The organism is Oleiphilus sp. HI0061, from assembly GCF_001635675.1.
In genome coordinates this window covers 1-26,786 of sequence record NZ_LWFE01000839.1, presented here as the reverse complement: position 1 = coordinate 26,786, position 26,786 = coordinate 1, and the positions used below count along the sequence as shown (strand labels likewise).

Genomic DNA, 26,786 nt, shown 5'->3' with positions numbered 1-26,786 from the left:
TACATTTACAATTGTAAATCCAGTTTACTAAAGTCGAAAAAAAAGACCGGAAATATACCGGTCTTTTTGAGTATGCGTGATATCAAGTGTTTTTAGAAGTCTTCCCACTCATCGTCTTCTGAAAACGAAGCTGCACCGTTATCCTCTTGCGCAGCACTGCTTGCCTGGTAGGTGATGACAGGTTCTTTAGTTGGTTCTGGTGCACTGTAACTTGCTGCAGGTGTTGACGGAGCTGAAGCGAAGGAGGGAGAAGAACTATGCGAGCTCTGCGAAGCATCTAAGCGGAAGAAGGCAATCAGGCGATTCATGTTGCTCGCTTCTTCAGACATTGAACGGCTTGCAGCAGAGGTTTGCTCAACCAAAGCCGCGTTCTGCTGAGTCATTTCGTCCATTTGCGCAACGGCCTGATTGATTTGACTGATACCGCTATTTTGTTCGATTGCTGCAGTGTTGACGTCATTGATCATCTTGGCAACGCGATCAACTGACTGGACGATGTCATTGAGCATTTGCCCAGACTGGTTAACCATGGCTGAGCCGGATTCTACCTTGTTTACACTGTCACGAATCAAGTCTTTGATTTCCTTCGCCGCGGCAGCAGAACGTTGCGATAAGGTACGAACCTCTCCAGCAACGACAGCAAAGCCACGGCCTTGCTCACCAGCTCTTGCGGCTTCAACCGCAGCATTCAAGGCGAGGAGGTTGGTCTGGAAGGCAATTTCATCGATCACGCCGATAATGTCGTTGATCTTGTTGCTAGATTCCATTATTTCACGCATCGCACTAACGGCACCTTGAACAACTTCACCGCCTTGCTCCGCTTTACCCTTCGCATCGCTTGCCATAGTGTTTGACTCGGAGGCATTTTCCGACGTTTGTTTTACGGTGGCTGTAATTTGCTCCATGCTGGAAGCGGTTTCTTCCAGTGAGCTGGCTTGCGATTCGGTTCGTCGACTTAAGTCATCGGAGCCTTCCGCGACTTCTTGTGAAGAAGTGCGAACCGTTTCTGAGGCGATTTGAATGCGTGTTAGCACTTCACTTAGTTTGGTAACGCTGTTATTTGCATTGTTTTTGATGGCAAGTAACTCGCCCTTGTAATTGTTTTCGATACTCTTGGTGAGATCACCTTCAGACATTGCTTCAAATATCACGCCGACTTCACTGACAAACTCGGATGTCTTGTCCATTAGAGAGTTCAAACCATTACTGAGGTTTTCGAAGAAGCCACTTTTACCGGTTAGGTCAATTCGTTGTCGAAGGTCTCCATCGTTGGCGGCATTTATCAAACTGTTAATTTCACCTTCTAGCGCAACCTCATCAGTTCTATCTGACCATTCAACGACGGTACCCAAGCGAGTTTGGTCTTCGCCATATATAGGTGTCGCAGTTAGGCCAAAGGTACGTACACCGACCTTAATTTCAGTTTGATATGTACTGGTCAGACGCTCAAGCATACTGCGTTGGTGTGCAGGGTTTTTGTGGAAAACATCGATGTTGTTGCCAACAAGGTTATTGGCATCAAAGTTTGGCAGCACTTTGCGTAAGTCTGCCTCAGCTACGCGCATCATATTCTGTACTGCTTTGTTCATATAATTGATGTTGTAATTTGCATCGGCCATCATCACATTGGTATTACAAACATCGAGAGCCAGTCTAACGCCTGCATTTTCCTCGGCGAGTTGTTTGGCTTTTGTTTCTTGAGCAAGCGCTTCTGTTCGGTCATTCCATTCAACGACAGTACCGATTCGTTCTTTGTTTTCAGCAAAAATAGGGGTCGCGATTAAGTTAAATGTGCGTGGCCCAACCGTAATGTTGGTTTGGTAAGTGCTGGTGAGCTTCTCAAGCATGCTGCGTTGATGCGCTGGATTCTTATGGAAGATGTCGATATTGTTGCCAATCAGGTTATCGGCGTCGAAGCGAGAAAGCTCTGCTTTCAAGTCGCTTTCCGCAGTTTTCATCATTTCTTGTACTGATTCATTCATATAAATGATATTGAACTCAGCGTCGGCCATCATGACGTTGGTGCTACACACATCTAGCGCTAGTTTGATTCGCGTATTGTCTGCTGCCAACTGAGCTTCAGCCTGTTCCTTGGCTAGCTGCGCGGTTTGATCATCCCACTCGACGACGGTGCCGAGTCGTTGGTGTTCATCATCAAAGATTGGTGTGGCTATCAAACTGAATGTTCGAGTGCCAACTTGGATTTTTCCGTTATATTGAGTTTGCAAGCCTTCTAGCATACTCCGTTGGTGAGCCGGATTTTTATGGAAGACATCAATACTCTCTCCCATAAGTGCTTGAGCATTAAAGTTGGGAAGTACCACTTTTAAGTCTGCTTCAGCACTTTGCATCATTTCCTTTACGGAGTCATTCATATAGACAATGTTGTAGTCATCATCGGCCATCATGACATTGGTGTTGCAGACGTTTAAGGCAGAGATAATCCGCTGAGTGGAGGCTTGAGAAGCCTCTATTTCGTTTTGTTTTTCCTGTTGGCTATAAGCTAAAGCCTGTAGCTTGGAGGCTAGGCTATTGTTCTTCGCACCAGTATTTTCTGAAGCGTTCGAAAAGTTCCCCATGGAAATTTCATCGACTAAATGCTTCACCTGAGAGATTGGGGCGCCCAGATTGTTCTGTGTGTTATGGATGTTAATGAATGCGATGGCGGTCACCAGGATAAGCGCGATAATACTACCGGATATGCCGATAGCCCCACTACCAGATAATAGCGAGCCAACTGTGATCAGCAAAGCTAGCGCGAAGCCGATAATTAGCTTCCATTGAGGTTGTATTTGTTCTTGATGGTTCATGTTTATTACCGTCCATTAGTTGATAAGGATTGGGGCCTGTATCAATGTAGTTCAAAAAAACAATATCACCTTAGTGGTAGATAAATTTTTATTGTTCTGGCTTAACGAAAAATTAGGATAAGATTGCTCGCTAGTTTGATAAGCTAGGAAACCATTATTTAAGGTATGGATAAGGGAAGACGAGAATGAATTTAAAGAAATGCATTGGGGGGAGTATATGTTTACTTGCTCTAAGCAGTATCGCTTTTGCAGAAGATAAACCTAAATATTATGCCGGGCTGGATGCCCACTACCTGATAAATACTATTGGTAATGAACAAAGTGGCGAAGCGGAGTTCGATATCTCTGGAGCTGGTCTGAGAGCGGGATTATATTTGGAGCCTCAAGTAGGGCTTGAAGTTTATGCCGCACAAGGTGTCACTGAGGGAGACGATATTGGTATTGATATGAGTCTCGTATCTTCGGTTGGGATATTGGGTCGTTTCGAGTCTCCAGAGGCTGAGAACGGTGGGAAATTGTTTATCTTGCTTGGCTATGGCATGTCTGAACTGGAAATGACCCGCAGCGCCTCCAGCCCCGTAGATAGAGAGTTGTATCATGGCGTTGTCTACGGTGGTGGTGCTGAATTTCGTTTGGGTTCGAGTGAGACCTTTATCAATATTCAGGGCCTTCGTTATTATGATGAGGATCACCTCTCTCTGGATGGTGTGAGCTTGGGCTTACGCCAAAGTTTCTAGTTAAAAAGGACTTAATATGTGTTCAGTAAAAAAGATGACACGGGCTGTTTTACTTTTAGTTAGCTTTGTCTTAACAGCTTGTGGTGTGGGTAATGAGCAAACTTATATTCAAGCCGTTGAAGTCAACACTAAGAATTTGACCTCTATTTCTATTGTTTCCTCGAATGATCGCGTGCGTGAAGGGGAGACCGAGACATTCACAGCCTTGGGAAATGTTGATGGCGGTGCCAGCCAGATTGATATTACAAGTTCGGTAAGCTGGTCGAGTTCAGACTCTTCGATTATATCGGTGAATAGTAATGGTGTGGCGACAGGTAAATCTAACGGTACGGCGGATGTAATAGCACGGCTTGCCGACCTTTCGGCGACTAAGGCATTGCGCTCTTCCGATGCACCCTTGGTCTCGATAGCCGTCAGTAATCAACCTGCGAGCCTTCCAGTATGTCAAACATCCTCGCAACAACTGCTTGCAAGGGGAACATATAGTGACGGTGATGAGGCAGACATTTCGGATAAAGTAAGCTGGAGTGTCAGTGATAGCTCGGTTATTTATGTTGGTGATGTAGCGCTGTCTGATGGCTCGAGAGAAGATAAAGGAGTCCTCTCTGGTTTGTCTATTGATGATGCGCAAATCATAGCAAGCCAGGATGATATTGATAGTGAAGGGGTGACAGTTTCAGTCGTGGCGGGAGGTCTGACTAGTATTTCCGTCAGCTCTGCTGATGAAATGCTCTATGCGGAAGAAAGTAGTCAATTTTCAGCGCTGGGTGATTATGGCTCAGACCCCGTTGATATAACTGAAAACGTCCAATGGGGGTCTTCTGATATAACAATTCTGGCATTCTCTGATACCGACACTGGCTTGGCTGAACTACTGCTTGAAGGGTCTAGCAATGTGAGTGCTACTTGTGACCCCGGAGGCTCAGGAGAGCTGCAGTCAGCCTTACTTGCGGTAGATGTAGAGGCAGCGGTTGAGGTGGTATCGCTTCGTGTAAAGTATGGGAATGACAGCTATAACGATGATGACACTATTGAACTGGATCTGGAAGACGGCGAGGCGCAGCTAAAACTCTATACCGTTGATACTAAAGGGGATGAAGGGATTGTTGATCTGGCTGATGAGGAAGAAACTAGTTGGTCGGTGATCGGAACTGCGCTTTCAGGTGAGGCTGCTGACATCTCTAGTTCGGGCTTAGTGACCTTTGATGCCGTGGGGGAGTCTGAATACCAGGTTCGTTATAAAGATGATGATAACGATATCAATGTAGATATTTATTTTTTCATTAAAGTTGAATAGGACTTGCTAGTTTTTTAGCGTACAATCCCCGCCGCCCCGGAAACGGGCACTGAAAGTTACCGCAGTAAGCACGACACAGTGTTTATTGCGGAAACCCCTCTTTTTTATGTCTGTTACATCAAGTAGTTAATTATCCGCATTGACTCAGTGAGTTGCAGTTCGCTACGTATTAGGACGTATTTCAGCACCCTATGAAATACCAATCTTGTAGCCCTGAGATTTAGGAAGTTAGAATGGCCAGAAGTTTATCGCAGGCTTTTTATAAAAACTTTTTGGGCAACACGCCCAGTTGGTACAAGAACGCAATTATTGCATTTTTAGTCTTTAATCCTATCTTGTTTACCCTTGCGCCTTATGTTGCGGGATGGCTATTGATAGTGCAGTTCATTTTTACCTTGGCGATGGCATTAAAGTGTTATCCATTGCAGCCGGGTGGCTTGCTAGCGCTGGAAGCCGTGCTGATAGGTATGGTGTCGCCCGAGACGGTTTATCATGAACTTGAGAATAACTTGCAGGTTATTCTGTTGCTGATCTTCATGGTGGCGGGGATTTATTTTATGAAGAGTATGCTGCTCATCGTATTTACCAAAATCATTCTTGGTATTCGATCGAAGACGCAATTGTCCTTAGTCTTTTGTGTTGCTTCAGCTGTTTTGTCAGCTTTTCTCGATGCTTTAACTGTTACCGCAGTCATTATCAGTGTCTGTGTCGGTTTTTACTCTGTCTACCACAAAGTCGCGTCGGGCAAGAAGTTTCATCATATTGATCATGACCATGGAGATGATGATGACGTTCATGAGGATCATCGTCAGGCCCTTGCCCAGTTTCGAGCATTCTTACGTAGCTTGATGATGCATGGTGCTGTAGGGACTGCCTTGGGTGGTGTCTGTACACAGGTGGGTGAGCCTCAGAATCTACTAATTTCTGAAAAACTGGGTTGGGACTTCGTAGAGTTTTTCTTGCAAATGGCACCGATTACAATGCCGGTTCTGTTTTTTGGCTTGCTTACTTGTATTCTGTTAGAGAAAACCAAAAAATTTGACTACGGGGCTAAGATTCCAGGCTCGGTTCGGAAGATTCTAGAAAACTTTGATCAGGAAGAGAAGGCTAAAATGACCCCGGAATTTAAAGCTAAGTTGATTGCTCAAGGTGCAGTGGCAGTACTGTTATGCGTATCACTAGCTTTGCATTTGGCTGCGGTAGGGCTAATTGGTTTAACAGTCATTATTCTTGCAACTGTCTTTACTGGGATCAATGAAGAGCATCAAATTGGTAAAGCGTTTGAAGAGGCATTACCGTTTACAGCTTTACTCGTTGTCTTTTTCACGATTGTCGGTGTAATTCATGAGCTGCACTTATTTTCGGGTGTGATTAACTATGTTCTGTCGCTTGATGAAAGTGCCCAGCCTGGCATGTTCTTCATTGCGAATGGAGTACTGTCGATGATTAGTGATAATGTCTTTGTTGCGACTGTTTATATCGATGAAGTGAAGAGTGCCTTTGATGCCGGTTCTATTAGTCGCGAGCATTTTGAAAAGCTTGCCATAGCGATTAATACCGGAACAAACCTACCTAGTGTTGCAACGCCAAATGGTCAGGCGGCCTTCTTGTTCTTGTTGACCTCTGCGATAGCGCCATTGGTGCGTTTATCATATGGCAAGATGGTGGTTATGGCCTTGCCATATACTGTGGTATTAGGTGTTGTTGGCTATCTAGGTGTTTATCTCACACTCTAGGCTATGAATGCTTGATATAGCCCGGCCTGTCCGGGCTTAATTATGGATGCTTTAAATGCCGGGCTGCCGGTCAGGCTAAGAGGCACAAAAAAGCCCGAAGCAAGATGATTGTTTCGGGCTGATATGAGTTCGGATTTATTCCTACCGTTAGTTGATATTATTACGTGTTTTAATATCCGTAATTAGCTGATCTTTATTTTCCCAAAGTGTATTTAACCAAGCTTGAAAAGCTGCTTTAAACTCAGGGTCGCTACTATAGTCTTTACCTAAGAACTCTTTAGGTATTTCTATTTTGTTAATATGGACGGTTACTTTCGAAATACGACCACAGAAGAGATCCCACGGTCCGATATCTTTATCGTGGTAAACAATTGTAAGATCCAGCATGGTATTCATTTGAGAGCCCATACTGCCTAGAACAAAAGCTGCTCCACCCGCTTTAGGCTTTAGCAGGTTTGTGAATGGGGACTCTTGGCGCGCATGCTTTTCCGGTGTGAAACGAGTACCTTCGAGGAAGTTAAATACTGATACTGGCGTTGTTTTAAACTTCTCACAAGCCTTTTGTGTGGTTTCCAGATCTTTACCGGCAAGTGATGGATCTTTCTTTATTTGTGCTGGAGTGGAGCGCTTCATGAAAGGGAAGTCCAAAGCCCACCAGCAGATGCCAATAATCGGTACCCAGATAAGTTCTTTTTTAAGGAAGAACTTAAGCATAGGGATTTTGCGGTTCAAGATTTTTTGAGTGATTGGAATATCTGACCAAGATTGATGATTACAATTTACAAAGTACCAATCATTTTTTGTTAGCCCTTCAACACTGGTAAAATCCCACTCAACCTTCAGAAACATTGCCATAAAAAAGTTGTTCATAGAAACCCAGTTTGTTGCACAGGCAATAAGGGTTTTAGTCACAATTTTTTTGACGATATTGATGGGAATGATGATCTTAAGCAGAGCGCCAACGACTAAAATAGGCATCCAGAGCAAAGTGTTCAGAATAACTAAAATCAGAATAATAGCCCCTTTAACTGGGCCAGGAAGAAAGCTGAGCATATATACCCCTCATAGTATTTTAGTAAAATTTTATCGAGAGACACCTACAAGTACAAGATTACAGCGTACGCATGTAAATATGGTGCTGCATTATCTATTTAATCTGGCTGTATAGTGCAAATAAGGTGGTGGCAATAGGTGGGAGGATAGTGCTCATGCTTACTGTTCTGGTTTATCGGGTGGCGCTTCAGTTGAAGTCTTCTTTTGATCAGTTTTTTTAGCTGGAAAGAAAGCATCAGTTTTATGTTTAGCTTTCGCTTTGATTTCAGGTGTGATGTATCGAGACAGCGTGGCGATTGCCGCAGCCATTACAGATATGTCATCGGTGTAGCCAAGAACGGGGGTTAAGTCAGGAATCCCGTCAATAAGGCTAATGAAGTAGCCGAGCGTTCCGAGAATAACCGTTTTTACCCATGCTGGAGTGTTTGGTTCGCGTAGGGTGTAATACAAAATTAGTGCGTGAGTAATAGCTTCCTGAGAAAGGGAGCTGAAGGCAGATTTGATTTTACTAGTTAGCTTTTTTTCGTTTATATCGTCTTTCATTTTACTCTCGACCAGGCTTTATTCGAAGCCTGGTTTTAATATCTGATCTTTGCCAGCAAGTACTAAACCAATGCTGTTTTCCTGTAGCCATAATAAAGTTAGGAGATTCCCTGGAGTCGCGCTGTCGTCAGATTTTGATATAAATCCCTTTAATGTTAAAGCTTGCCCCAACACATCAGCAAAGCTAATTTCAATCTCGTTAAAGGTAACACGGCAAGTGTCACTTTCTACCGACGCTTGAGAGTCTTGATTCGGAGAGCTGAGGGAGTTCGTCTCTGGGTTGCTGGTCAGGGTATGAGTAACGTAGATTCTCGATAATTGCAGTGTGGCATGACAGTCATTGCTTGAACCTGCATTTAGTCTATCGGTAATATGCAGAGTTGATCCGTTCAGATTTTGTAGACTGTTTGTTTCGTCCAAAATAGTCATGCTATTACCTTGTATATGATAGGTAAACTGTATTACATCGTCGGTATCGGGAAAGATTGGGCTGCTTACTTCCTCTAGCTCAACGCCGAGAATAATTCCTGTCCCACGATCAGTAGTCACAGTTGTATCAGAGGTGTTGAAGGAAAACGCAAAATGACTTCCGCTTTCTGTCGCGTGACCAATAGGTGCTTCGAGACCACCATCGAGCTTCAATATACCTCTATTTACCTCTGAAATGCCTGTCTCGCTGCTTGGGTCTGATACTTCGCTCAGTTCACTAAAGAATCTGCGTGAGTCCTCAATAATTCCTCTTTGCGTTGTCAATGACTGTGAGTTGTTGTTGGCGAGACGAGCTAGGGTATGGCTTCTATAGTGGGGGTTATTAATAGGCTGCTCCAGGCTGAAAAAACTACCAGATGCATTCCAAATCATTGTTTCGCCAAAGATTTCTATTATTTTATCTGTATCATTGAGCTTCTGAGAGAAGGATATTACTCCGTAGCTTTTGCCATTAAGTAAGCTGGTGGAAAAAGTGCTAGGTGTTTGCTGAGCGTGTACTTCCCATGAAAAAAGATTGATATCTTCGATCTGGTCTCCTAATTCTTCATCTTCAGTATTTGGATTTTTGACAATGTAGTTCGCGGCTTTGCTAAAGTTGCCACCAGTTAGCCAAGTTGGTTCGTTTCCATAATCAATATCTTCCTCTTCCTCGACAGGTGAGTAAACCGAGTCTGGTTCATATTCGTTTACTTGGTAGAGCTTGGCGAAAATAGGTTCGTATTGCCACGCGACATCTTTTGTATCAGTCACATCACCCGGTTGAGATGGGCTTAATGTACGTGCTTCCAATATGTTGCCTTCCCTACTTAAGAAAGAGTCGGGCGTAGAGGCTGAAGCATAAGCGTTGATTGGCTCAGATCGGTCAATATCGCTGTCGTTAATATCTCTCACGGTTAGGCTTGTGCGTTCATAAGGGATATCGATAAATAGCGCTGACTCGCGGCGTAAGTCCGTTAAATAGGTGGTGCTTTGATATTTGGGGTAAGCGGGCAGTTCATTGGCTAGCTCCCTGTTTTCGACGATGGTTGAATTGGATGCAGCAAAGCCAATGGATTCTACGCTCCTATTAGTTGCGTTGATATCGCTTAAAGAGAGGGCAAGAAATGCACTGTTATAAGTTTTTGGCAAAGGTGGAGGTGTAGAGAAAACGTCGCCATTTTCATCGAAACCCAGGCCAGTCACTTCGCGCATTGTACCTTTTGCGAAAGGGCTCGTTGCTCTGGTTAACTCTGTCGCAGCAGCTTCCACATAGTGACGAATTTCGTCTTGTTGTTCCAAGGTTTCTATTGCCTGTGAAATATTATTGTTGTTGGAAAGTTCGAAGTTAAACTCGCCAACAGCATTATTTATCATTGATAAGTAGTCTTGCTTAGCTCTAGGTTGGTTATCACAGCCAATCACAGGGTTATCGGTAAGACAAGGTTGGTGAGTTAACAAAGCGCTAGAGTCGGGAATTTGATCAAATACCTTTTTGAGTAGGTAATGAGTAAAAATATTAGTGGTAACTTGTGCAGTAGAATTAACCGCGATTGGGATGTAAGGGATGGCTGCGTAATAAATTTCATCGTCACTATAGCGGATTTTTATTACGTGGTTAATTTGTTCAATGTAATCGGACTCGATAAACATTTGGATGTTGCTGGAGTCCTCAAGTCTCGTTACGTCCCAGGTGGGGAGGTTGCCGTCAGAGGTTTCGTTGAAGTCGGCATTTAGTGAAACTAAGGATATTTGACCTAGGCTTAGGTCTGTTGAACCGTCTAGTCGTTCTGCGTTGATTATCAGAGTTTTTCCGAGGGTTAAATCTGGGTCTCGTGCGGTATCGCTATCAGAATCTAAATCGCTGGAACTACCATCAGTGCCACCTTGTTCTTCGGGGAGTCCGCATGCTTGTAGGGTGCCTAGCAAAAATAGGAAAACCATAATCGAAATGGTTTTGGGGAGCGGAGAGCGACGTGAGGACATAAGCTGCATTAACCTTTTTAGCAAATTACGTTAGTAGCTCTAACGTATTCCATATCGTTGAACTTGGATGCACTTACACATTCGGAGCTTGATCATAGCTCGCATCCAAAGTTAATAATCCTTTCGGGTTGAGTTAACCGAGTTAATATATCTAATTCGAGGCTTTTAAAAAAGCGCCTATGTTTCAGAGTGTGATCCGCATAGCGCTTAGCTGGTGACTCAAGAGGGGATTAGCTTCAATTCATTAGCCGTATCAAGAACTCGCTGAATGTCTTCGAGAAGCTCATTTATGTATGTATCCAACTGTCGCTCGTAAGTTTTTAAAGCATGTTCGGTATCTTTTACTGTTTTTCTTAACTTTGGAACGCCACAATAATGGCAGGCGCCATGTAATTTGTGGACAGACTCTTCAAGTAGTTCGAGCTGATTGTTTTGGAATAGCTGCTCAATTCGTTCTTTTTCACCTGGTAAGCTTTCCAAAAACTTTTTTAAGAAAGTTTCCGCAAGATCTTGGTTACCGTTACACAAACTCACGCCTTCTTCTATATCGATGATTTTAATTGGCGTGTGTGATGAATGAATAGCCTGAGATTGACGAGGGTCTGGGGTGGTATTATTTGTTTCCGGTAAGTGAACTGGGCTATTGTCTTTGGGCGATGCAGGCATAGACGTAGTAGCTTGCTTCTGACCTAGGTCACTGGCTAGCTCGGGAAGATATTCTGTGATTGTTTTACTGAGCTTTTCTTCATCAATTGGTTTGGTGATAAGTGTTTGAAAACCCTGGTTGAGAAAGGTTTGTTGTTCTTCGGGAAGGGCGTAGGCAGTCAGTGCAATGATCGTTGCTGTTTTATACTGCTGATTAATCTGCCGGATGCGCTTCATCGCTTCAACACCATCCATTCCTGGCATCTGAATATCCATAAAAATAAGCTTGTACGAGGTCTCCTGACATTTGCTGATTGCTTCAAAGCCGTCATTAGCGGACTCTGCTTGTATCCCCATGCTTTCCAGAATTGAGACCACTAACGATAAGTTGATATCATTATCATCCACGACAAGAATTGGTTGTCTATCTTTTTTAATAGGCGTTGAAATAGGGGTTGTGAGCTTTTTCAAGATGCTTTTTTTAGTGTAGTTTTCCATGCTTAGTTCGCATAGCTCATTGTAAAAACGCTGTCGGGTGAGCGGCTTCACCAAGTGTGCGCTGGCGCTTTGAATGGCTTCGGTATCGTAGTCTTCTAGGGTCGGCGTAATGAGCAAAACTCGTTGACCTAGTGATTGAAGGGTTTGCATGATCGAGGTGTATTCAGGGACGCCTAACTGGCTTTTATCCAGACTCACCAAGGTTAGTCGGCGATGATCTTTCTGGGTCTCAGCAACTTTTGCCAGGGTTATCAGTTGTAATTTGCTTTCGGCAAACTGGTAGTCTACACCCCAGGAGTTGAACATATGCTCTATTGCAAGTCTGGCGGACCCTTTGGGTTCGTAGCATATTATATGGCTGCCTCTTAGCTGCTCTTGGGTTGGGAGCTGTTCAAGCTCGTTGCCTGGTTTTTCTATGGGTAAGGTAAACCAGAATGTAGAGCCTTTGCCAAGCTCACTCTCAAAGCCAATTTCACCATCCATTTGCTCAATTAGGTTCTTGGATATCGCGAGCCCTAAACCTGTGCCGCCAAAGTTTCTCGCAGTTGTGGCGTCAGCTTGGGAAAAGGCGTTAAAAATCGAGTGTTGTTGGGCGCGAGACAAACCAACGCCTGTATCGGTCACTGACACTTTGACAGACTCGCGGCTGAGGTCATTTTCGTCATCGGCTAACATCACCCTGACTAAGACTTCACCAGCCTGGGTAAACTTGATTGCATTATTGACCAGGTTGGTGACAACTTGTTTGATGCGCAGAGGATCGCCAATAATGGCCCTGGGGACGTCTTGGTAATGTAGGTGAACCAACTCCAGATTCTTGGCGTGAGCCGTCGGTGCAAGCATAGCAACCACGTCATCGATAAGCTCCCGAAATTCAATGGTACCCTTTTCTAGCAATAGCTTACCGGCTTCTATTTTTGAGAAGTCGAGAATATCATTTATGATTAGTAGCAGAATTTCTGAAGACTTTTTGATTGTACTAAGGTGGTCTATTTGTCGTTTGTTCAGGTTGCTTTTAAGTAAGAGGTTGGTGAAACCAATAATGCCGTTCAGTGGTGTTCTAATTTCATGACTCATATTGGCTAAAAATTCTGACTTGGTTCGGTTTGCCAAAACAGCCTGCTTCCTCGCTATATCGAGCTCTACGTTCTGAATTTCAATTGTTTCGAGAGTTTCTCGCAAGTCTTCTGTAGTTTGTTCAATTTCTTGCGTCATGTCAGATTGAGTTTGGCTCAAGCGCTCACCTAACTGATTAGCGCTGTGAGCCAGCTGGTTAAGTTCGCTAGGGAAAACAGTTTGAATGTGTATGTCGGAATTGCCGTCAGCCAGCTTACCTAAATGCAGCCCAATTTCTTTAATTGGCGCTATTATTTGTTTAATCAAAAAACGCACAGAGAAATAGCAAAGGATTGCGCCGACTAACATTAACCAGATAGCCTTCATGACTGTGTTGCCGATTTCTTGGTTCATGGAGCCCCGGTTGGTGTTGATTAATAACCATGCCTTACTCTGTTCCTGTTGATAGGTGCTTGGGCCAACTTGTTTTTTTAGTCTACTTTGAGTCAAAGATGAAAGAGTGGCTGAGCGCTTTTCAGTATTCAGCGGTATGACGAAAATGTTTTCATTGCCTGTCTCGATAATTTTTGGGCTGACTGTGGGAAAGGTTGTTGGGTTAAGTCGTGCGGATAGCTGAGTGCCTCGGTGTTTTAAGACCTTATGATTTGAATTGAGTAGCGTAATCGATTCGATAAGGGGGGAAGCAAGTAGCGTGTCAAAGTATTTATTCAGATCGTTTAGTTCTGATTGCTTTTCATCATCTTTTTGCGTGGCTTTGTTTCGCAAGTGTTGAGCTGTGATGCTGGCGCTGGTCTGGGTTAATAGACTTAGCTGTTGGAAAAACTGTTTTTCAACGACATTTAGCCTGTGGTCGGCTAATACTAGGCCTAAGCCAAGAAATATTAATACTAGAGGCAAGGAGGCAATCAGTGCGATGCGAGACTTGAGCTTGATAGGTTTCATGGATTTAAACTTATATAATATAAGGCTTTGTCAGGCCGTGTGGTATATCATGAACTATGTATTATGGACAATTGTACGATGGACTGCCATAGCAAGCTTTACAGAAATTAGTATGATTAAACGGTGCTAATTTGATCTAGTGTCGTTTTATTGTCTTGTCTGTGAATTAGGCATTCTAGACTGGGCGCATTGAATTAATACATACTCTGTAAACAGAATATTGAACAGGAATTTTACTCCCAATGAGTGATGCAAAAAACGAATTTCCTACGATTGAAGACTATGTTGGAAATACCCCCCTCGTCAGGTTACAGCGTTTACCTGGTCAGACAACTAATATCCTGCTAGTCAAACTTGAGGGTAATAACCCTGCAGGTTCGGTGAAGGATAGGCCTGCTTTAAGTATGATTCAGAGGGCAGAGGAAAAAGGGCAGATAAAGCCCGGTGATACCTTAATCGAAGCAACGAGTGGCAATACGGGGATTGCTTTAGCGATGGCTGCGGCAATCAAGGGCTACAAGATGATCCTGATTATGCCAGACAACGCTAGCATGGAACGGAAGGCCTCAATGGAAGCTTACGGTGCACAAATGCTCTATGTTAGCAAAGAAGAAGGTATGGAGGGCGCTCGTGACCTGGCGCAGTCAATGGCGGCCGAAGGCAAGGGCATTGTCCTCGACCAGTTCGCGAACGATGACAACCCCTTGGCTCATTATTGCGGGACGGGGCCTGAAATCTGGGAGCAAACTCATGGAAAAATTACTCACTTTGTCAGTGCCATGGGAACGACAGGTACCATTATGGGAAACTCCAGGTTTCTGAAAGAAAAGAACCCAGATATCAAGATAGTGGGTTTGCAACCTGCAGAAAATGCGGCAATTCCCGGTATTCGTCGCTGGCCTGAAGAGTATCTGCCGAGTATTTTTGATCGCTCACGAGTCGATGAAGTGGTCGAGATGGGGCAAGATGAAGCGGAAAGAACAATGAAGGCCCTTGCCGCACAGGAAGGTATTTTTTGCGGTGTGTCCTCAGGCGGAGCCGTGGCTGCAGCTTTGCGCTTGTCAGCCAAGCTTGAAAATGCGGTGATCGTCGCCATTATCTGTGACCGTGGAGATCGTTACCTTTCAACAGGTGTTTTTTCGTGAGCAGGTGGCTCGGTAGCGTGTAACTATGGCAAATATTTTTTCTAAGCATAGAACTAAGCTGCGTGAGCAGTCTAAAAAGCAAAAAAAATCACTTGAGCGTGAACTTAAAGATTCGAAGCAGGAAGCTCGGGTGAAAGTGAGCCTGGAGTCCAAGAACCTCGCCAACGATGTTGATAGCTCTGATAGTGGCTTGCTTCAGTGTCAAATTCTGTCTCTCAGTCATGAGGGGCGAGGTATCGCCAAAAATAAAGGCAAAACGCAATTTGTGCATTATGCCTTGCCCGGTGAGACTGTTTTGGCTGAGGTCTTGGCTCATCGTGCTAAATATGATGAGCTGGCTGCGGTGAAAGTGATGCAAGCTTCAGATCAACGTGTTGAAGCTGTATGCTCATATTATGGAACTTGTGGTGGCTGCAGCCTCCAACATATGGGGCATAAAGCTCAACTGGCGCATAAACAAACTGTATTGGCTGACCAGCTTAAGCACTTTGGGGATTTGGCTCCGCAACAATGGTTGCCGCTTGTCGAGAGTGAGCCGTGGGGTTATCGTTCGCGTGTCCGGCTCAGTGTCGACTATGGCCGAAAAGGAGAAGGGCTTCGAATTGGCTTTCGTAAAAAAGCCTCCAAAGAGACATTAGATATAGATTCTTGCCCAATTATGGCTAGTGAGCTTTCAAGTGCCTTACCCGTACTTAAAGAACTTGTTGCTTCAATCTCGGTGCATAAAGCACTTGGCCACCTGGAACTGTCCTTGAGTCGTGAGGGAATAGGCGTGTTGATTCGGCATGTGAAGCCTCTTGAGCAGAGTGACTTGGAAATGCTTAGAAACCTTGCGAAGGAGCAGAAGTGGACGGTGTTTCTGCAAGCAGGGGACATTTCCAGTATTCAGCAGTTGTGGCCGGAAAATGAGTGCCGAGAAGAAGGCCAAGCTAACTTGTCCTATAATTTGCGGGTATTGAAGCAAAATTTAGCCTTACAATTCCACCCAAAAGATTTTACGCAAATCAACCTTGGTGTGAATCAGAAGATGGTTCTACTCGCGCTGCAGCTACTTGAACTTAAATCTGATGAGCGTGCTCTGGATCTGTTTTCAGGACTGGGTAATTTTACTTTGGCAATGGCAAAGTGCGCTAAGGAAGTTGTTGGGGTTGAAGGCAGTCAGGATATGGTGGAAAGAGGCTTGTTTAATGCACAAGCTAATGATATCGAAAATGTCACTTTTTATGAAAGTAACCTATACAGTGACTTCTCGGCTCAAGCTTGGACGAAGGGAGTTTATGATAAGATTTTGATCGACCCGCCTAGAGCAGGTGCTTTGGATATCGTGAGCAATATTAGGCAGTTTGGGGCAAAACGAATAGTTTATATATCATGCAACCCGGCTACATTAGCGCGTGACGCGGGGATCTTGGTGCAGCAAGGGTATCGTCTGATGCAGGCAGGGGTTTTGGATATGTTTCCCCATACTGAGCATTTAGAGTCGATAGCTGTTTTCGATAGTAAGTAGGCTAAGAATAATAAACAGGTAGTTTTATGGTTAAGGTTCGCGAAGATTACATTGAGGATTTCGATGGCGAAGCCGCCATTGATCAATGGCTTGATAAAATCAGTTCAATTACCGAGTTGGGTAATATCGAGACAGTACGCCAGGCCTGTGAAACTAGCCTTGAAATCGAGCAGAAATCGGTCCAGGAAGATCGAGTCTGGGCAAAAGAGCACAATAGTTTTGTAATTGGTTTGGAGATGGCTCAGATTCTGATCGAGTTGGAATTGGATCAGACAGCTATCATTGCAGCAATACTTTATCGAGCTGTCCGCGAAGGTAAATTGCCGCTGGAGCAAGTATCGAAAAAATTTGGCGGAGAAACTGCCAAGTTGATCGAAGGTGTTGCGCGAATGGCAGCGATCTCTGCAACACATCGTCCATTTAAAGGTATGGTTTTAGGTCAGACTCAAGGGCAGATTGATAACGTCCGGAAAATGCTTGTGACCATGATTGATGATGTGCGCGTCGTACTCATCAAGTTGGCAGAGCGAACTTGCGCAATTCGAGCGGTTAAAGACGCGAACTCCGAAAAACGTCAGCGTGTTGCACGAGAAGTCTTTGATATTTATGCGCCTTTGGCACATCGCTTAGGTATAGGCTATATCAAGTGGGAGCTCGAAGACCTGTCTTTTCGCTACTTACACACTTCAGCCTATAAAAAGATAGCGAAATTGCTGGATGAGCGCCGAGTTGACCGGGATTCTTTTGTAAAAAGAATGACTGAAAAACTTGAGCTTGAATTAGAGAATGCCCACATCCGCGGCGAAGTCGCTGGCCGAAGTAAACACATCTATAGCATCTGGCGAAAAATGCGCCGTAAGAATCTAGATTTTTCTGAAATTTACGATATTCGAGCTTTTAGAATTCTGGTGCCCAGTGTACAAGACTGTTATTCGGTACTAGGTGTTGTGCATTCCTTGTGGAAGCATATTCCTTACGAATTTGATGACTATATTGCTAACCCGAAAGAAAATGGCTATCGCTCTTTGCACACAGCTGTCATTGGGCCAGAAGGAAAGGTCATGGAAGTGCAGATCCGTACGAGGGAAATGCACGAGGAAGCCGAACTGGGAGTTTGTGCTCACTGGCGCTATAAAGGTACCGATGTTAAAAGTCGATCTTCAGGGTATGAGGAAAAGATCAACTGGCTTAGACAAGTACTGGAATGGCAAGAGGAGGTGGGTGATGCCTCGGAAATTGCAAACCAGCTAAGCTCAGACGTTGGTGAAGACCGTATTTACGTATTTACACCTGATGGCCATGTTGTTGATTTGCCAAATGGCGCAACGCCGGTAGATTTTGCTTACCGTGTTCATACTGAGGTGGGCCATGCTTGTCGTGGTGCTAAAGTAAATGGTCGTATCGTGCCGTTAACTTACCCGCTTCGAACTGGCGAGCAGATTCATATTCTAACCTCTAACCAGGCTTCGCCGAGCCGTGACTGGTTAAATCCGAGTTTAGGCTATATTCAGACCTCGCGCTCACGAGCCAAGCTGGTTCATTGGTTTAAGCAACAGAATCGATCTCAGAATATCACTGATGGCCGAATACTTCTGGAGGATGAGCTTAAGCGCTTGTCTATTGGCGATATCCATTACTCGGAACTTGTGGAACAAACTCAGTTCAATAAGGTGGATGACCTATTTGCGGCGATTGGTGCAGGAGACGTGAAGCCAACGCATATAGCGAATGTTGCTCAGAAAATTCTGCAGCCTAAAGAACAGCAATTGGATCTTCGTCTTGGTGCACCACAGCAGAAAGCGGCGAATAGTGCTGGGCGAGATGATATCAAGATCAAGGGCGTTGGGCGCTTACTAACAACTATGGCGAAGTGTTGCCAGCCTGTGCCAGGAGACCCAATTACGGGTTATATAACAGTTGGACGAGGCGTCTCGATACACCGACAGGATTGTATGAATTTGCTCCAGCTTGAAGACTTGGAGCCAAATCGTATTATAGAAGTTTCCTGGGGCTATGAAGCCGATGCAGCCTATGGTGTGGGTATTGAGATTCAAGCCTATGACCGAGAAGGCCTGCTTCGGGATATAACGATTGTACTAGCTAACGAGAAGGTCAATGTAACGGGCGTGAATTCATACTCTGACCCACAAGAAAATATTGCGACCATTACCATTGCAATGGATGTGTCGAGCTTGGCGAGTCTTGGGCAAGCCCTAGCCAAGATCAAGCAATTACCCAATATTATTGATGCTCGCAGAAAACGTAACTAAGGAGCTTTGGTGTCTTCAGAGAAAGTTAAAAAGGCTCAGGATAGTATTCTAGAAGGTGCTTCCAATAAAGATGGAGTACTGAACCAGGCTTTGGATATTCAAGCGCGCGCAGCTAAGCACGGCTTTGATTGGCCTGAAATAGAGCCAGTTTTTGATAAAATAGCTGAAGAACTGGACGAGCTTAAGCAGGAAGTCATAAAAGCGAAAGCGCAGTGTAAGACAAGCACGGCTGAAGACCTTTTTAAAAGGCCTGAAATTCGAGCTGAGTTTGGTGACTTGCTTTTCAGCTGCTTGAATCTATCGCGCTTTCTAGGTGTACTTCCTCAAGATGCGCTTCAGCTTACCAATGATAAGTTTACTTCGCGCTTTCAATTTATCGAGGAGCAATTGGGCAATCAGGGCACTTCTGTGAGCGAGGTGCCCTTAACTCAACTAGACCAGCTCTGGGAGTTGGCCAAACTGAAAGAGAAATAAGCTTTCCAATTAGTTTTCTTCGCTAAAGTCGTAGTTCATTTCTGTAGAGGGTGCTTGCAGGTAGTAACCCTGAATATAGTTGACGCCCGCTTGCCACAAAGTTGATAGCAGGGCTGCACTCTCTACCAGCGGCACGATAGTGAGTTTACCCATGGACTGTAAGGTCTGAATCATTTCTTTAGCCTGTTCTTTTGAATCTTCACCCTTTTGCATATCTTGAGTAAAGGAACCTTCAAGCTTGATGTATTCTGGGCTTAAGTGTTTCAGAAGGTTGAAAGGTTTTAAGGCATGGCCGAACTGATTGATCGACATTTTACAGTGTAGGGTGCTGATACCTTTGGCAAACTCTTTTGCTTGTTTCATGTAAGTGATAGCGTTGTTTTCCGATATCTGGAAAATTAAAGAGTCGCCAGGTAGGCGAGCGGCTTTCAGCGCTACATTCAGCCATGAGGTGAAGGTTTGATCTTGTAGCGTCTCGCTGGTCAGGTTAATAAAGAGTTTGGTGTCATGACCTTTTGATCTATGTTCACTTAAGTGTTTAATTGTTTGTAAGATAACCCATTTGTCGATTTTGCTGGCCATATTACTTGGGCCGCTTGGTGGCAGGAAGTCATAGGGTGAAATTTCCTCGCCCTCTTCATTCAGCATGCGAATAAAGGCTTCGTAGTTCTCATCCCCTTCGCCTCTCAAGCTGATAATCGGTTGGAAGAGCAGCTTGAATTTGTCATTGTCGATTGCATCCTGAATCAGCTCCATTGCCATGTCATGGTCATCTAAAGGCTTATCAGTTTGAATCGTGTACAGTTTGACTCCATTTATCTCTTCAGCGTTGTCCTGAGAAGCGAGTTCTTGAGACGCCGTTTGAGCTCTACCTAGAATATCATTGATGGCGGGGGCATTCTCAGTTATCAAAGTGACACCAGTACTAAGTGTTATCTGAATTGTTTTTCCATCGACCTCAAATAAGTGATCTTCAACAGCCTGACCATAAGCTTGGGCGACTTCAACGGCATCATCTCCATTTTGTGCCGGGCATATTAGGCCAAAAACATCGTCGCTTAATCGAGCCAGGTGATGGTCGCTCTTTCGGTTGCTATCAATAACATGAGCCAGGTCGCGTAGTACCAGGTCGGCATCAGCCATGCCAAAATTGGTTTTTATCTTCTGAAAGTTATCGATGGCCAGGTAAAGTACGCCTGCATGCGTACTATTATTTACCGCACATTCTTTTGCATCGTGCAGTTGTTCCATAAAGTATTGGCGGTTATATAAACCTGTTAGCAGATCCTGTTGGCTGAGTTCTTTTATCTTTTCCGCAAGTTCTTCATTGTCATGCTCTGGACGGATAATAATTTGTAGGCAGTCTTCGCCGTCGTAAGTTGCAGCGGAAAGGCTCATGGTTGCGCTAATTTCAGTACCATCTTCACGAATGGATATGCAGGTTGTTGCTTCGGTCTTTTCGGCTTGCGGGTTATCTGAAAAAGGCTTAGATAGCTCTTTGAAGCTGCTTTGTGATTCTGAATTAAAGGTATCAAGCACAGGAATGCAGATCATTTCATCGATATCATCGTAGCCAAGGAACTGCATATAGGAGCTGTTGGCATAGATGTGCATACCATCACTGATATAAGCAATGGCATCTTTTGAGCTATCGAGTAACAATTCACAGCGGTGCTCTGCATCGCGAATTTTTGCTTCCATTAAACGCAACTTTTTACGATCGGCTCGACTCTCTAACTCTCGTCGCAGTACGACGACTATGTGTTTATCATTTTCGAAAGGTACGACATCTTTTGCGCCGGCTTTCATGTGCTTAACCAGCTGCTCATCGTCATAAGCATCACTTAAGACGATAAAGGGCAAATCGCGGTCTTTTTGGCGTATATGCACTAGGGCTTGGTTTATATCAAAGTCAGCTTCTTTTTCGCGGGCAACAAATAGATCCCAAGACTGCTCTTCAAGCGCATCGACGAACTCTTCTTCAGACTCGATACGCTTTGCCCGGGTAGGTATGCCGGCATTGCGCAACAGGCTGATTAGCTTTTCTGCGTCGTTCTCTGATGGGTCGAGAATAAGTAGATAAATTGTGTCGTTTATTTTGCTCATTGACTTGGGATACTGCTCTTAATGTTCAAAAAATATATACCTGTTAAACCAGGCAAGTTATTAATATAGAGCGCTTATGGTGTGCTCTATTTTCGTTTTCAGTTCTCTATTTATAGTGTCGGCCACAATGAGTCGAAGTCATCATCGTTGTCGCCTACCTCAATATCAGGAACCCGATTTTCAGTCAGCTCTTTCATTTGTTTGTTTTCTGACAGTTCAAATTGACTAAAGCTACCGGTCGCTGATACACGTGTTTCTAAATTACATTTTCCTTCGGCGCCATTGGCTCGAATCGATACCTTATGACCGGACATGAAGGGAAGCCTGGGTGTAATAAGTGTCGTAGGCTGACCTATGGCACTCAGTTCTGGTAACAGGAGTCCTCTTAGGTACTCGCTAGGGTCTCCCGTCTTCTGAAGCAATTGGACACCACATGGCTTAGCGCTAGGCGCTAATAGTTCGATCCCTACCTGGGTACCTTGCTGCTTGATATGTCTGATCCAGCGAATAACCGCGATGCTCCATGCTTGCTGAGCATTTTCACGCAAGGAAATTATTTCACCCGCTTGAATATTGCTTGGTACTTCACCTTCCCATTGCAGACAATAGCCACCAGGGCTTGTATTGACTAAAGGAACTGTGTACTTCGGGTAAGCGCTGTCGAGCTTGTCATCGATTGCTCGGTCATAGGAAATGGGCGCGTCGGAGGGCGTAGTCGCCGAATGACTACCGGCATCATAGCTGTCACCCCAACCATCCTGAGACTGATTGGTGGCACTTAGGAAAATATTGTCATCACCTGAGGTTGAACCGGATGCATGTTGAAGCATTTGTGTGTGGAACTCGACTTTTCCCGAGGTGTAATAGTGGCTTGCACTTAAACCAACACATAGGTTTAGGGCACCCTCATCTTCTACCCGTTTAAAGCTGCGCTTGGTTAATACACCGAATGAATGATGTAAATGATCCAAAACGACGTCGGAAATATGCTTAGGCAGTGCTATGATCGGCTCTTTTTCAATACGCTTCTTTGACTTTGCCTGCTCTACTTCAGTGTTAAGGTGTTCATTTAGTCTGCTCACTAGTTCGGTCGTGTTAAAGCCATAATGGCTGGCACTGGTACTTTTAAGTAAGCTTTTGTATCGAGGTGGTAGATCTTGCTCGATATTGATTACAAAGACTGATTCATCGATTTGATCGGCACCGATGTCAACTAGGTCTGACCACAATTCGAAAGCGTAATAAGCAATCTGTATATCGTTTTGACGTAGCTGGTTAGGGCGACAGCAGCTTAGTAAGAGATTCTGTTTATAGACTTGATCTATTCGAGTTTCTCGTCCGTCTCTTCTTTGATCGTCTGCAACGGTATATTTCAGTAAATTGTGTTGTTCAGCAAAGTAGAAAACCTGATGCATTTCGACCCAGATATCTCTGGGAGTGTGAATATAAAGCTGATTAGATCGGAGCAGGACTTGCCCATACTCGGACATCATCCTATGAGCAGCACAAGTAAAGTTTTTCCTGACTTTTTCGCTATTAATGTTAGGCACGCTATCGATAAGAATTATCTTATACGAGGTTGCGAGATGTATTTGGATAGCTTGAGTCAGGTTAGCAATTTTTTGCTGTTTTTCACTTAGTACAACTGACTGATTAAGGAAGTGTTTAGACAGCTCCTTACATACATAGTCTATTGGCGGCCTCAATAGTTCCAGAATTTGCATTCGTGTTAGAGGAGGAAGAGTCAGCTTATTAAACTCGATTATTGCCTGGTATAACTGGCGTGAGAGCTCTCCCACATTAGCCATCGGCAAATCCTTCACCCAAGCTTTAATTGCTGCTGGAGTATGTTCAGCAAAAGAAAAACTGATTAAAGTTTGCTCGGGGGTGGATAAATTTAATTCTATATCTTGGCCGTGCATTCATGATTCCTAAATTTGTAGTAAGAGGCTACTTATTTTGCTTGTACGGGTCAGCATCTAGTCAGAAAATTATGCGAAACCGTAGCCATAATACGCTTATAACTAGCATAGCAGGGATTATGGTATTGTCTTGAATGAGGGGGAAAAAGTGTGGCTTGAATTGTTAAATCGCGTTACAGGCTCGATTTAGTTCTCAGTAGCACATTATTTATGGCCAACTAAATGTTGCCAGGCTCTTAGAGTTTTGCCCCGGGATTTCCTGACTGAGGCGAGGAACGAGATAACCAGGCAGAGCGCCAAGAAGTTGCTTATAGAGCTTAAATGCTTCGCGCTCAGAGACCTCGAAATGCGCTGCGCCTGAAACACGGTCATACATAAATAGGTAGTAAGGGAGAATGCCCAGGTCAAAGAGCGCTAGACTAAGCTTTGTTAGTGTCTCTGCATGATTATTGACGTCTTTTAGCAAGACTGCCTGGTTCAATAAGGTGACGCCAGCCTGTTTGAGAGCAGTGAAGCAGGGTCTGAGTTGACTATCTAACTCGTTAGGGTGATTGCAGTGTGTGACGAGTATGAGTTGTTTGTTGCAATCAGAAAATATTTTTAATAGTTCTTGGTCGATTCTTTCCGGGATACTGACGACCATTCGAGAATGAATACGAATGCGTTGGATATGCTTGATATCAGCAATATTGTTTATTAGCCAGGCAAGGTGGTCGTTATTGTGTATTAAGGGTTCGCCACCGCTCAGGATTACCTCATCTAATTCTTTGTGTTCTTCAATGTAGTTGAAGACCTTTCGCCATTCGTTTTTTGATTGGCGATGCGCGTCATAAGGAAAATTCCGGCGGAAGCAGTAACGACAGTTAATAGCGCACACAGTACTACTCATGAGTAATACCCGATTATTGTACTTGTGCAGTAAGCCTTTGACGGGAGAGTACTCTTCCTCGTTCAGAGGGCTATCGTTAAAACCATCGACTTGCTTGAACTCTCTATTTTGAGGAAGTACTTGTAGAAGAAGTGGGTCATTCGGGTCGTTTGAACGAATACTTGCCAAGTAACGTGGTGGTACTCTTAATTCAAACAAACGCTCAGCCTCTTCATCTACTAAAGGATGATCGTTCAGACCTAGCTTGTTCAGCAAGTCTGCAGTACTTATTTTGCACTGGCTAAGTTGAGACTGCCATGAACCGTATTGCGCTTTATTTTCGACAGGAATAGTTGATAGATGTATCATGTGCGCTTTAATTTTGGTCTGCGAGCCTAAAAAAGAGTCAGCCCTTGATGTAAAGAGGCCGGTAAACCGCGCAGTATATAGCGAAGTAAAGCTATAGAAAACAGTTTGTCGCCCACTCATTGGCCCTGTATAGATTAGGCTGGACCAAGATAGCGAGAAAATAATTCCGTAAATTGAATAGTTCCTGCATAAATATGTAGGAGACAGAAACAGGTGAGATCAAAATGGGAAGTTATTCTACCAGCGAATTCCGTTCAGGCTTAAAAGTAATGTTGGATGGTGATCCTTGTGCGGTGATTGAGAATGAATTTGTAAAGCCAGGAAAAGGCCAGGCTTTTAACCGCGTTAAGTTGAGAAACCTCAATACTGGGCGTCAATGGGAGAGAACCTTCAAGTCAGGTGAATCTCTTGAAGCGGCTGACGTAATGGAATTCGATATGGAGTACCTCTATACCGATGGTGAGTTCTGGCACTTTATGATGACTGATGGTTCTTTTGAACAGCATGCTGCTGATGAAAAGGCTGTCGGTGATACAATTAAGTGGTTAAAGGAACAGGATGTTTATACGGTCACACTATTCAATGGTGCACCCTTGGCTGTTGCTGCAGCAAACTTTGTTGAGCTGGAAGTGGTAGAAACTGACCCGGGTTTGAAAGGCGATACAGCTCAAGGTGGCACAAAGCCGGCTACCTTTTCTACCGGTGCAACGGTCAATGTGCCATTATTTGTCAATATTGGTGAGAAGCTGCGTATCGATACTCGTACTGGTGAATACGTGAGTCGTGCCAAGTCATAATTGAGCAATTGATTGCATAGAGATTAGAGGTTTGCTTGCTTGTTATGAATAAAACTTCAGAACAATGGCAACCAACATGTTCTTTGCAAAGACTAAAAGCCCGGGCTGAGCTATATGCGCAGCTTCGGGCTTTTTTTGTCGCACGTCATGTGCTTGAAGTTGAAACGCCTATTCTTGGTCGCTCAACTGCGACAGATCCTCATCTGGAAAGTTTGTCTTGCGCTTTGAATTCTGCACCTGGTGCGGGTTCAGAATGTTTATATCTACATACTTCTCCTGAATTCCCTATGAAGCGTCTACTTGCTGCGGGGAGTGGTTCGATTTTCCAAATCTGTAAAACTTTTCGTAATGCTGAAAGCGGCGTACGACATAATCCTGAATTTTCCATGCTTGAATGGTATCGCCCAGGCTTTGATCTCAACGCTCTGATGCAAGAAACCGCAGACCTACTGGAAACTCTTTTGGGTTCATGTGAAGTGTCGACAGTTAGTTATCGCGACTTGTTTCGGAAATATTTAGATCTTGACCCGATGATAGTCGCTATTGATGTACTGAGGCAGAAAGCAATAGAGTTGGCCGGCTATTCCGGGCCTAATTTGGAACGTGATGAGTACCTGGATCTGCTACTAAGCGTCTGTATTGAGCCATACTTGGGCTGTTCTGAAGATAGTAAGCTTAGACCCGTGTTTGTTTCGGATTATCCCGCATCACAAGCATCTCTAGCCGCCTTGAAGCATGATGAGGATGGCTTATTGGTCGCAGAAAGGTTCGAGCTATATATAAACGGGCTCGAGATTGCGAATGCCTATCATGAACTAACGGATGCTAAAGAGCAGCGCCAGCGCTTTGAATCTGATAATTTGGTACGCCAGGATATGGGTTTGAATGGGATACCAATCGATGAGAAGTTCTTATCAGCTTTGGAGTCTGGTATGCCAGACTGTTCGGGAATTGCCCTAGGTTTGGATCGTTTGTTGATGATCAAAGAGGGAGTCAATAGCATTGAAGATGTATTGAGCTTCCCTCTAAGTCGGGTCTAGTAAATCTAGCTTTTAATGATACTACCGAAGTTTTCACCCATTCTAACGGGGGAGCCTGCCTGCATTGCTTCATTGAATTGTGTTGTGCCTTTTGGAAACGCCAATACAACGGTAGAACCGAGCTTGAATCGTCCCATTTCCTGCCCCTTTTCCAGAGTGATACTGCTCGCATCCCCATAAAGGGTACTGTTCACATCGCGCTTAACCGGAGCGACTAAACCAGACCAAACGGTCTCGATACTGGCAACAATCATTGCACCAACCAAGACCATGGCCATCGGGCCAAACTCGGTATCGAATATGGCTGCAACACGCTCATTTCTGGCGAATAGGCGAGGGACATTCTCTGCCGTTACCGGGTTAACCGAAAATAACTTACCAGGGATATAAACCATTTCTCTTAATGTGCCGGTGCAGGGCATATGAATTCGATGGTAATCTTTAGGCGACAAGTAGATTGTTGAGAAGTCGCCACCCATAAACGGTTCGGCTCGTTCAA

At 44.4% G+C, this 26,786-nt stretch carries 18 protein-coding genes; 9 read left to right on the top strand and 9 right to left on the bottom strand.

Going from position 1 to position 26,786, the window contains the following annotated elements; all coding sequences use genetic code 11:
* Positions 1-92: 92 nt before the first annotated feature.
* Positions 93-2,810, bottom strand: coding sequence for a methyl-accepting chemotaxis protein (locus A3735_RS10090; RefSeq protein ID WP_068633103.1), 2,718 nt, complete (start codon positions 2,808-2,810; stop codon positions 93-95).
* A gap of 185 nt (positions 2,811-2,995) precedes the next feature.
* Between A3735_RS10090 and A3735_RS10085 the strand changes: the two genes are divergently transcribed.
* The 3 genes from A3735_RS10085 (at position 2,996) to nhaB (ending at position 6,580) form a co-directional block, all read left to right on the top strand.
* Complete coding sequence (locus A3735_RS10085; protein WP_068509584.1) at positions 2,996-3,547, top strand: outer membrane beta-barrel protein; 552 nt, start codon at positions 2,996-2,998, stop codon at positions 3,545-3,547.
* A 16-nt stretch (positions 3,548-3,563) separates the two neighbouring features.
* Positions 3,564-4,844 carry an Ig-like domain-containing protein gene (locus A3735_RS10080; protein WP_068509950.1) on the top strand — a complete coding sequence of 427 codons (1,281 nt, stop codon included), beginning with the start codon at positions 3,564-3,566 and terminating at the stop codon, positions 4,842-4,844.
* Positions 4,845-5,077: 233 nt separating this feature from the next.
* Positions 5,078-6,580, top strand: a complete 1,503-nt coding sequence (gene nhaB / locus A3735_RS10075) for a sodium/proton antiporter NhaB (RefSeq protein WP_068633105.1) — start codon at positions 5,078-5,080, stop codon at positions 6,578-6,580.
* Positions 6,581-6,727: 147 nt separating this feature from the next.
* On the opposite strand, the gene A3735_RS10070 is transcribed toward nhaB, so the two are convergent.
* The 4 genes from A3735_RS10070 to A3735_RS10055 all read right to left on the bottom strand — a co-directional run bounded on the left by A3735_RS10070 (position 6,728) and on the right by A3735_RS10055 (position 13,789).
* The gene (locus A3735_RS10070) at positions 6,728-7,633 is read right to left on the bottom strand and encodes an acyltransferase (protein WP_068509953.1); all 906 of its coding nucleotides are present in this window, start codon (positions 7,631-7,633) and stop codon (positions 6,728-6,730) included.
* Between the two features lie 159 nt (positions 7,634-7,792).
* Positions 7,793-8,176 (bottom strand): YkvA family protein, encoded by a 384-nt coding sequence (locus A3735_RS10065; RefSeq protein WP_068507569.1) that lies wholly within the window; start codon positions 8,174-8,176, stop codon positions 7,793-7,795.
* 18 nt (positions 8,177-8,194) lie between these two features.
* A complete protein-coding gene (locus A3735_RS10060; protein ID WP_156490395.1) occupies positions 8,195-10,627 on the bottom strand; it encodes a hypothetical protein in 2,433 nt (810 codons plus the stop codon).
* A gap of 219 nt (positions 10,628-10,846) precedes the next feature.
* A complete protein-coding gene (locus tag A3735_RS10055) occupies positions 10,847-13,789 on the bottom strand; it encodes a hybrid sensor histidine kinase/response regulator (RefSeq protein ID WP_068509957.1) in 2,943 nt (980 codons plus the stop codon).
* 242 nt (positions 13,790-14,031) lie between these two features.
* On the opposite strand from A3735_RS10055, the gene cysM reads away from it, so the two are divergent.
* The 4 genes from cysM to A3735_RS10035 are packed head-to-tail and all read left to right on the top strand — an operon-like array spanning position 14,032 to position 19,185.
* Positions 14,032-14,934, top strand: a complete 903-nt coding sequence (gene cysM / locus A3735_RS10050) for a cysteine synthase CysM (protein ID WP_068509959.1) — start codon at positions 14,032-14,034, stop codon at positions 14,932-14,934.
* Positions 14,935-14,959: 25 nt separating this feature from the next.
* A complete protein-coding gene (rlmD, locus tag A3735_RS10045) occupies positions 14,960-16,441 on the top strand; it encodes a 23S rRNA (uracil(1939)-C(5))-methyltransferase RlmD (RefSeq protein WP_082865187.1) in 1,482 nt (493 codons plus the stop codon).
* Positions 16,442-16,467: 26 nt separating this feature from the next.
* Positions 16,468-18,711: a GTP diphosphokinase gene (relA, locus tag A3735_RS10040; protein WP_068509962.1), complete on the top strand. Its 2,244-nt coding sequence runs from the start codon at positions 16,468-16,470 to the stop codon at positions 18,709-18,711.
* A 9-nt stretch (positions 18,712-18,720) separates the two neighbouring features.
* Positions 18,721-19,185 (top strand): MazG nucleotide pyrophosphohydrolase domain-containing protein, encoded by a 465-nt coding sequence (locus tag A3735_RS10035; RefSeq protein ID WP_068509964.1) that lies wholly within the window; start codon positions 18,721-18,723, stop codon positions 19,183-19,185.
* 9 nt (positions 19,186-19,194) lie between these two features.
* On the opposite strand, the gene A3735_RS10030 is transcribed toward A3735_RS10035, so the two are convergent.
* From A3735_RS10030 to epmB, 3 genes are all read right to left on the bottom strand, one after another.
* Positions 19,195-21,291, bottom strand: a complete 2,097-nt coding sequence (locus A3735_RS10030) for an EAL domain-containing protein (RefSeq protein WP_068509966.1) — start codon at positions 21,289-21,291, stop codon at positions 19,195-19,197.
* 110 nt (positions 21,292-21,401) lie between these two features.
* Entirely contained in the window at positions 21,402-23,213 is a 1,812-nt protein-coding gene (locus A3735_RS10025; RefSeq protein ID WP_068509967.1) for a hypothetical protein, read from the bottom strand.
* A gap of 208 nt (positions 23,214-23,421) precedes the next feature.
* Positions 23,422-24,450, bottom strand: coding sequence for an EF-P beta-lysylation protein EpmB (gene epmB / locus A3735_RS10020; RefSeq protein WP_068507605.1), 1,029 nt, complete (start codon positions 24,448-24,450; stop codon positions 23,422-23,424).
* 224 nt (positions 24,451-24,674) lie between these two features.
* Between epmB and efp the strand changes: the two genes are divergently transcribed.
* Both efp and epmA read left to right on the top strand, forming a co-directional pair.
* Positions 24,675-25,247 (top strand): elongation factor P, encoded by a 573-nt coding sequence (gene efp / locus A3735_RS10015; protein ID WP_068507556.1) that lies wholly within the window; start codon positions 24,675-24,677, stop codon positions 25,245-25,247.
* A 44-nt stretch (positions 25,248-25,291) separates the two neighbouring features.
* Positions 25,292-26,287 carry an EF-P lysine aminoacylase EpmA gene (gene epmA / locus A3735_RS10010; RefSeq protein WP_068507597.1) on the top strand — a complete coding sequence of 332 codons (996 nt, stop codon included), beginning with the start codon at positions 25,292-25,294 and terminating at the stop codon, positions 26,285-26,287.
* A 5-nt stretch (positions 26,288-26,292) separates the two neighbouring features.
* Here epmA and asd read toward each other — a convergent pair.
* On the bottom strand, positions 26,293-26,786 hold a 494-nt coding region (gene asd, locus A3735_RS10005; protein ID WP_068638009.1), incomplete at its 5' end, for an archaetidylserine decarboxylase.

Excerpts from the sequence above, each read along its gene's own strand:
- nhaB (WP_068633105.1), top strand. The coding sequence starts at position 5,078 with ATGGCCAGAAGTTTATCGCAGGCTTTTTATAAAAACTTTTTGGGCAAC.
- A3735_RS10025 (WP_068509967.1), bottom strand. The coding sequence starts at position 23,213 with ATGCACGGCCAAGATATAGAATTAAATTTATCCACCCCCGAGCAAACT.
- A3735_RS10030 (WP_068509966.1), bottom strand. The coding sequence starts at position 21,291 with ATGAGCAAAATAAACGACACAATTTATCTACTTATTCTCGACCCATCA.
- A3735_RS10070 (WP_068509953.1), bottom strand. The coding sequence starts at position 7,633 with ATGCTCAGCTTTCTTCCTGGCCCAGTTAAAGGGGCTATTATTCTGATT.
- A3735_RS10060 (WP_156490395.1), bottom strand. The coding sequence starts at position 10,627 with ATGTCCTCACGTCGCTCTCCGCTCCCCAAAACCATTTCGATTATGGTT.
- A3735_RS10055 (WP_068509957.1), bottom strand. The coding sequence starts at position 13,789 with ATGAAACCTATCAAGCTCAAGTCTCGCATCGCACTGATTGCCTCCTTG.
- A3735_RS10080 (WP_068509950.1), top strand. The coding sequence starts at position 3,564 with ATGTGTTCAGTAAAAAAGATGACACGGGCTGTTTTACTTTTAGTTAGC.
- epmA (WP_068507597.1), top strand. The coding sequence starts at position 25,292 with ATGAATAAAACTTCAGAACAATGGCAACCAACATGTTCTTTGCAAAGA.
- A3735_RS10085 (WP_068509584.1), top strand. The coding sequence starts at position 2,996 with ATGAATTTAAAGAAATGCATTGGGGGGAGTATATGTTTACTTGCTCTA.
- relA (WP_068509962.1), top strand. The coding sequence starts at position 16,468 with ATGGTTAAGGTTCGCGAAGATTACATTGAGGATTTCGATGGCGAAGCC.
- A3735_RS10065 (WP_068507569.1), bottom strand. The coding sequence starts at position 8,176 with ATGAAAGACGATATAAACGAAAAAAAGCTAACTAGTAAAATCAAATCT.
- rlmD (WP_082865187.1), top strand. The coding sequence starts at position 14,960 with ATGGCAAATATTTTTTCTAAGCATAGAACTAAGCTGCGTGAGCAGTCT.
- epmB (WP_068507605.1), bottom strand. The coding sequence starts at position 24,450 with ATGATACATCTATCAACTATTCCTGTCGAAAATAAAGCGCAATACGGT.
- efp (WP_068507556.1), top strand. The coding sequence starts at position 24,675 with ATGGGAAGTTATTCTACCAGCGAATTCCGTTCAGGCTTAAAAGTAATG.
- A3735_RS10090 (WP_068633103.1), bottom strand. The coding sequence starts at position 2,810 with ATGAACCATCAAGAACAAATACAACCTCAATGGAAGCTAATTATCGGC.
- cysM (WP_068509959.1), top strand. The coding sequence starts at position 14,032 with ATGAGTGATGCAAAAAACGAATTTCCTACGATTGAAGACTATGTTGGA.